Origin of the sequence: Fundidesulfovibrio agrisoli, assembly GCF_022808715.1 — a bacterium.
GTDB lineage: Bacteria > Desulfobacterota > Desulfovibrionia > Desulfovibrionales > Desulfovibrionaceae > Fundidesulfovibrio > Fundidesulfovibrio agrisoli.
The window spans coordinates 23201-29483 of record NZ_JAKZKX010000017.1 but is presented as its reverse complement, the minus strand read 5'-3'; the positions used below and the strand labels follow the sequence as shown (position 1 = coordinate 29483).

Sequence of the window (6283 nt, the reverse complement as noted above, 5' to 3'; positions counted from 1 at the left end):
CCCCCGCGGGGGGGCGGCCCCCCCCCCCCCCCCCCGCCCCCCCCCGCCCCCCCCCCGCCCCCCCCCGCCGCAGGTCGTTGTTGAACAGTATTTTCTCAGCGAGCAGACGGGCGCGGCTTGCTCAGGCTGATCCTGCCGCCGCGGGAAGTCTCAAATCGGTCTTGCTTCAGCTCTTGGGCAGCAGCCTGTGGGCGTCGTACAGCTCCAGGTGCTCGCGCAGCATCTCCGGGATGGGCAGGCCGTAGGGGCATTTCTCCAGGCACTCGCCGCAGTCCACGCACTGGCGCACGCTCTCCATGGCCACCGCGCTGAAGGACGCGGCCGTCCGCGGCGACATGCGGATGGAGACCACCCGGTACATCATGGCCGGGGTGATGCGCACGCCCTGTGGGCAGGGCTGGCAGTATTCGCAGCGGCGGCAGAAGCGCCCGCCCAACTCGCCCACGATGCGCTCCATCCCGGCCCGGGCCTCCTCGTCCACCGCGTTGGGCGCTTCGTAGAGGTCCAGCACCTCGTCCACGCCATGGGTGGTGTCGAAGCCGGGCAGGGGGATGCACTCCGGGTGCTGGCGCAGGTAGGCGAAGGCGATCCTGGCGCTGTCGATCATGCCGCCGGCAAAGGGCTTCATGGCCAGGTAGGCCATGCCCGCGGCCCGCGCCTTGGGGATGAGTTCATCCAGGGCGGCGGTCTCGATGAAGTTCAGCGGAAACTGGATGGTGGCGAACAGCCCGGTCTCCACCAGCCGGATGGCCATGGCCAGGTTGTGCGAGCTGATGCCCAGGTGCCCGATCTTGCCCGCGTCCCTGGCCTTGGACAGGGCCTCGTAGGCCCCGCCCGGGGCAAGGAGGGCGTCCAGGTCGGCATCCTGGGAGACCTGGTGGAACTGGTAGAGTTCGATGTGCTCGGTGCCGATCCTGCGCAGGCTCGTCTCCAACTGCTCCAGGGCCGGGCCGCCCTGGCGCTGGATGGTCTTGGAGGCCAGCGCCACCTCCCGCCTGCGCCCGGCGATGGCCTTGCCGATCTTTTCCTCGCTGTCGAGGTACATGTGCGCGGTGTCGATGAAGTTCACGCCCCGGTCCAGGGCGTGGCGGACGACGCGCTGGGCCTGTTCGGATTCCAGGCGGATGATGGGGATGCCGCCGAAGCCGACCTCCGAAACCTGTATGCCAGTGTCGCCGAGCGGGATGTGGCGCATGGTCGCTCCTTGCTGCCGGTGTGGCCGCCGCACCCTGCCTGTCGGCCACGGCGCGGCATTTTGCGACCTCATACGCCCGCGGGAGGCTCCCCGCAACAGACCCGGAGCCTTGCGAACGGTTGTTTCGCGGCGGGGAAGGGGCTACTGCTCCGTGCGTCACCACTTTTCAGCGGAGAAACAACCATGAGCGTCACCATTCCACCCGAACTCGACCGCATCTACCTGGCGGGCCCCCTGTTCTGCGAGGGCACCAGGGCCTGGCACCGGGGCACCAAGGCCCGCATCGAGGCCGAAACCGGCAGGGGGGTCGTCTGGCCCTACGAGCTGTTCGACCCGGACGACATACCGAACTGGGGCCAGGACGCCCCGCGCAAGGTGATGGAGGCCTGCCGCGACGCCCTGGCCGTGTGCTCCCTGGTGGTGGCCCTGCTGGACGGCCCCCAGGTGGACGACGGCACCGCCTGGGAGATCGGCTTCGCCCACGCCCGCTGCATCCCGGTGATCGGGGTGCGCACGGATTTCCGCCTGGCCGGGGACGTGCCCGGGGCGCTGGTGAACGCCATGATCCAGGCCAGTTGCGAGAGGATCGTCACCAGCACGGACGAACTGCTCCGGGCGCTGCGAGAGCGCGGGCCGGGCCGCCGGGGCAGTTGAGCCCAGGATTCCGGGTGTAACCGGGAGGGGTGTCGGGAGCGTCTAACGGGGGCGCGGCTCCCGCTCCGTTCCCTGACGCAACTCCCCTATCGCCTTGGGCGGGGGCCGCGCCCCGCCCATCAAACTCACTGGATTGAATAATGAAAGGCCGGGTGCGCTTTTGGCGCACCCGGCCTTTGTTCGCTTCAGTCGAGGCTGCTAGTATCCCAGCCCCTTCTTGATGCAAAGGTCGCGCGAGTGGTTGCAGTTGCCGATGCACACCGCGCGTTGCGAGGGGTTCTGCAGCGTGTTGCAGTTGTTGACGCAGCCCGTCCAGACGGTGTTGCAGTTGGCCTGCACGTGCTTGCTGCGGTCGTGCTCGGGGTTGTACCCGCCTCCCCGCTGCTCGTAGATCACGGCCGGCGGCGGAGCCGGGGCGTAGTAATAGGCTGGAGGCGGCGGTGGCGGGGCCGGGGCGTAGTAATAGGCTGGGGGCGGCGGTGGCGGAGGCGGCGGCGTATGCACGACGGTCACCTCGCTGGGTTGCGGCAGCACCTCGTAGTGGGTCTGGCCCTGCTTGTCCTTGTAGACGGCGCAGGCGCTCAGCAGCAACAGGACGCACAGGCCCGTGGCTATGGTCTTCATCGGCACTCCTTCACGATGCGTCGGGCCCCGATCATTTTCGGTCGGGGCCGGGTTCCCGTAGCGCGAAGCGGCCCGCTCCTTCAACAGGGAAGTTGCGGGCGGGGGCGCTGAGGGGGCATGTTCACCTGTCCTGGAGAGGGCTCAGGCGGTTACATGACGGAATTGAGAGGATGAGTGGACGGCAAGGGGCCTCGGCCCTTACGGCGGGGCGCTGCGGGAAGTCGTGGAAAACGCGCCCGAATGTGCTATGCTCGCCGCAAGGCCCAGGAGCACAACCCCCACGCAAGGAGCGACGCCATGATTTTCAACGTGTCCGTGCAGCCGTTCATTTCCCTGATGGCAGGCATCCTCATACTCATCATGCCAAGGCTGCTGAACTACATCGTGGCCGTGTACCTCATCATCGTGGGCATCCTCGGCCTCACCCACGGCAGGATGATGTAATCCGCCCAGGGCGGCGCGCGGGTCGGGAAATCAGCAGGCGTTGTCGGACGACTGCTCGTAGAGCGACTTGGACCAGGTCAGCGCCTCGCAGTAGGAGCTGGCCAGGACGATGGGGTCCAGGCCCAGCGCCTGCGTCAGTCCGTCGAGCTTGCTCCAGTCGCCGGATTCGAAGCAGCGGGCGATGCTCAGCCAGTCGCTGTAGCGGTTCTTCTCGCCGCAGAGGGCGGCCTTGACCTCTTCGTCCAAGGGCAGGGAGGTCACCAGCTCGCGCATGGGCGTATCCAGCATGGGCTCCAGCAGGGAGAACAGGCCCATGAGGAACAGCGTGTCCGGCGAGAAGTCGCGCACGTTGTGGTTGGCGGCCGCGCGCTCCAGAAACTTGGCCCTGATGGAGGAGAGGTAGGGCAGCTCGGAGGTCTTGTCTTCGGGCATCACGTCGGAGAGCACCACCAGCCACAGCCAGTTCTTGATCTGCTGCCAGCCGAGCAGGCGGGTGGCGTGCTTGATGGAATCCACCTTGTAGCGCAGCCCGAAGGCCAGGGAGTTGATGAAGGTCAGCAGCCGGAAGCTGATGGACACGTCGGCTTCGATGTTGCGGGTCAGCTCCTCCAGGTCCATGCCGTTCTTTTCCAGGGTGCGGTAGATGTTGAGCCGCGTGATCCTGTTGGAGGGCAGCTTCCGCCCCGGCACGATGATGGGCTTCTCGAAGAAGAAGCCCTGGAACAGGTGGAAGCCGAGCTTCTTGGCCAGTTGGAAGTGGGCGTCGTCCTCCACGCGCTTGGCCGCGAGCAGGCAGTTGAAGCCTTTGAGCCCCGCGATGGAGCGCTGCAGTTCCTCCTCGGAGAGCTGGAGCGTGTCCAGGAAGATGACGTCGGAGAGCTCCACCAGGCGGCGTGAGCACTTGCCCGGGATGAACTGGTTGAGCGCCAGGCTGTAGCCCTGCCGCTTGGCCTCGGCCAGGGCGGACTCGTATTCGGGGGAGAGCTCCCGCACGGGCTCCACCTCGATGACGGTGGCCTGCGGGTCCAGCGCGGTGTGCACGTTGGAGATGATCGACATGCGCGAGAAGTGGATGAACACCTTCTTTCCCGCCTGGGCCGGGCCCGTCAGGGGGGAGAGTAGGGAGTTGGAGATCACCGTGAGGGTGGCCACGTCCTTGTCCGTGAAGTTGGCGGACTGCTCCAGGGGGCTGTTGCGGTAGAGCAGTTCATAGCCGTAGACGCGCTTCTCGGCGTCGAAGATGGGCTGCCGGGCGAAGAACGTGTCGACGTAGATCTGGGTGGACGATTCCGTGGGCATGAACGGCTTCCTTCTGCAGGGGGCTTGGGTGTTCCTACCCCAGCTTGTTCCCTCTGTCCATTTCGTACCGGCGCCCGCGGCGGGCGGGGAGGCGGCCGCCCGGCCCGTCGGCGGCGCAACCAGCGCATATTGCGGAGGGAGTTTCCCTGCGGGCGTAACTTTTCGCCCGCCCAGCGGCTCGCATCCATCGGGGGCAGGGGCAGGGGCAGGGGCAGGGCGCTCCAGGGGTCCCCGATGGACAGGATGGCGCAAGACGGCTATTAGGAAGCGCACTCGAATTTCATTGGGGAACGCACGCGCATGAAGGCTCTTCACGAAAAACTCGTCGATTCCGGCCTGATCAGCAAGTCAGAGGTGGATCAGGTCCGGCAGATTCAGCGCAAGTCCGGCTGGAAGATCGTCGAGTACCTCATGCACCAGGGGCGCCTCAACGAGAACGAGCTCATGGACTTCATCAGCCGCGAGCTCAAGATCGACAAGTATTCCGCCGAAAAATACCCCCTGAACAAGGCCCTCAAGGAGTACCTCCCCGAGGACATGGCCCGCAAGCTGGACCTGGTGCCGGTCAAGCTGGAGCGCGGCGTGCTCTACGTGGTCACGGCCGACCCGGAGAGCATCAACCGACTGGACCAGGTGGAGCGCGTGGCCATGCTGGAGGTGGAGCCCGTGTTCTGCACCCGGTCCGAGCTCGAGGAGCTCATGGCCGGGCAGTACGGCGTGCAGTCCCACCTGGGGGACATGCTGGGCACCATCGACGAGCTTTCGGTGCAGTCCGGCGACGAGGCCGAGGAGGGCATCGACCTGGCCGGGTCGCTGCAGTCCGCCGTGCAGGAAGCCCCTGTGGTGCGCCTGGTGAACCAGATTCTGGCCCAGGCCGTGCGGGAGCGCGCCTCCGACATCCACCTCTCGCCCATGGCCAACACCATCCAGATGCGTTTCCGCATCGACGGCGAGCTGCGCGAGTTCCCCACGCCGCCCAAGTCCGTGTTCCTGACGGTGCTCTCGCGCCTGAAACTGCTGTCCAACATGGACATCACCATCTCGCGCATCCCGCAGGACGGCCGCTTCTCCTTCGTGCTCGACGGCAAGGAGGTCAACGTCCGCGCCTCCACCCTGCCCACCATCCACGGCGAGAACCTCGTGCTGCGACTGCTGATGCGCTCCTCCCGGGGCAGCTCCATGGACGAGCTGGGCGTCAGCGAGGTGGACAAGGCCAAGCTCCTGCGGGGCATGGAACGACCCTTCGGCATGATCCTGGCCACAGGCCCCACCGGTTCGGGCAAGACCACGCTGCTCTACGCGGCCCTGCGCCAGCTGGACCAGCCCGGGGTGAACATCATCACCCTGGAAGACCCGGTGGAGTACCGCATCGAGACCATCCGCCAGGTGCAGCTCAACGTGCGCGCGGGCATGACCTTCGCCTCGGGCCTGCGGGCCATCCTCCGCCAGGACCCGGACATCATCATGGTGGGCGAGATCCGCGACAGCGAGACCGCGGGCATCGCCGTGCAGTCGGCCCTCACGGGCCACAAGGTGCTCTCCACCGTGCACACCAACACGGCCTGCCAGGCCCTGACTCGCCTCTCCGAGATGGGCATCGAGCCCTTCCTGGTGGCCTCCACCTTGGCCGTGGCCGTGGGCCAGCGCCTGATGCGCCGCATCTGCCCCAAGTGCAAGGAGGCCTACCAGCCCGCGCCGGAGTTTTTGAAGCTCTTCGGCCTGGCCAACCTCAAGGACGTGACCTTCATGCGCGGCAAGGGCTGCCCGGACTGCAACGGCCTGGGCTACGCCGGGCGCGTGGGCGTGTATGAGGTGCTCTACGTGGACGACATGGTGCAGGACCTCATCATGCGCAAGGCCTCGGCCCGCGAGATCGAGCACGCCGCCGTGGAGGCGGGGGTGTTCTCCACCCTGAAGATGGACGCCCTGGCCAAGGTGGCCGCGGGGCTTTCGACCATCGAGGAAGCGGCCAGCATCGCGTTCTTCTAGGTGCGATAGCGTGGCTGTGTGCGGTAGGCGGGCAAATCTTTTCTGAGACTTGAATTGAGAATTCGTCGCGCATCAGTG

The 6283-nt window shown here is 66.6% G+C and carries 6 protein-coding genes; 3 read left to right on the top strand and 3 right to left on the bottom strand.

The features are described 5' to 3' along the window. Positions 1-166: 166 nt before the first annotated feature. Positions 167-1195: an aldo/keto reductase gene (locus MLE27_RS12555; protein WP_243312424.1), complete on the bottom strand. Its 1029-nt coding sequence runs from the start codon at positions 1193-1195 to the stop codon at positions 167-169. A 183-nt stretch (positions 1196-1378) separates the two neighbouring features. Between MLE27_RS12555 and MLE27_RS12550 the strand changes: the two genes are divergently transcribed. Further along, positions 1379-1849: a nucleoside 2-deoxyribosyltransferase gene (locus MLE27_RS12550; protein ID WP_243312423.1), complete on the top strand. Its 471-nt coding sequence runs from the start codon at positions 1379-1381 to the stop codon at positions 1847-1849. 198 nt (positions 1850-2047) lie between these two features. Here MLE27_RS12550 and MLE27_RS12545 read toward each other — a convergent pair whose 3' ends face one another. Further along, positions 2048-2473, bottom strand: coding sequence for a hypothetical protein (locus tag MLE27_RS12545; protein ID WP_243312422.1), 426 nt, complete (start codon positions 2471-2473; stop codon positions 2048-2050). Between the two features lie 297 nt (positions 2474-2770). On the opposite strand from MLE27_RS12545, the gene MLE27_RS12540 reads away from it, so the two are divergent. Continuing rightward, positions 2771-2917, top strand: coding sequence for a DUF3096 domain-containing protein (locus MLE27_RS12540; RefSeq protein ID WP_243312421.1), 147 nt, complete (start codon positions 2771-2773; stop codon positions 2915-2917). Positions 2918-2947: 30 nt separating this feature from the next. On the opposite strand, the gene MLE27_RS12535 is transcribed toward MLE27_RS12540, so the two are convergent. After that, positions 2948-4216, bottom strand: coding sequence for an EAL and HDOD domain-containing protein (locus MLE27_RS12535; RefSeq protein WP_243312420.1), 1269 nt, complete (start codon positions 4214-4216; stop codon positions 2948-2950). 300 nt (positions 4217-4516) lie between these two features. Between MLE27_RS12535 and MLE27_RS12530 the strand changes: the two genes are divergently transcribed. After that, positions 4517-6205, top strand: a complete 1689-nt coding sequence (locus MLE27_RS12530; protein ID WP_243312419.1) for a GspE/PulE family protein — start codon at positions 4517-4519, stop codon at positions 6203-6205. The last annotated feature ends 78 nt before the right edge of the window (positions 6206-6283 follow it).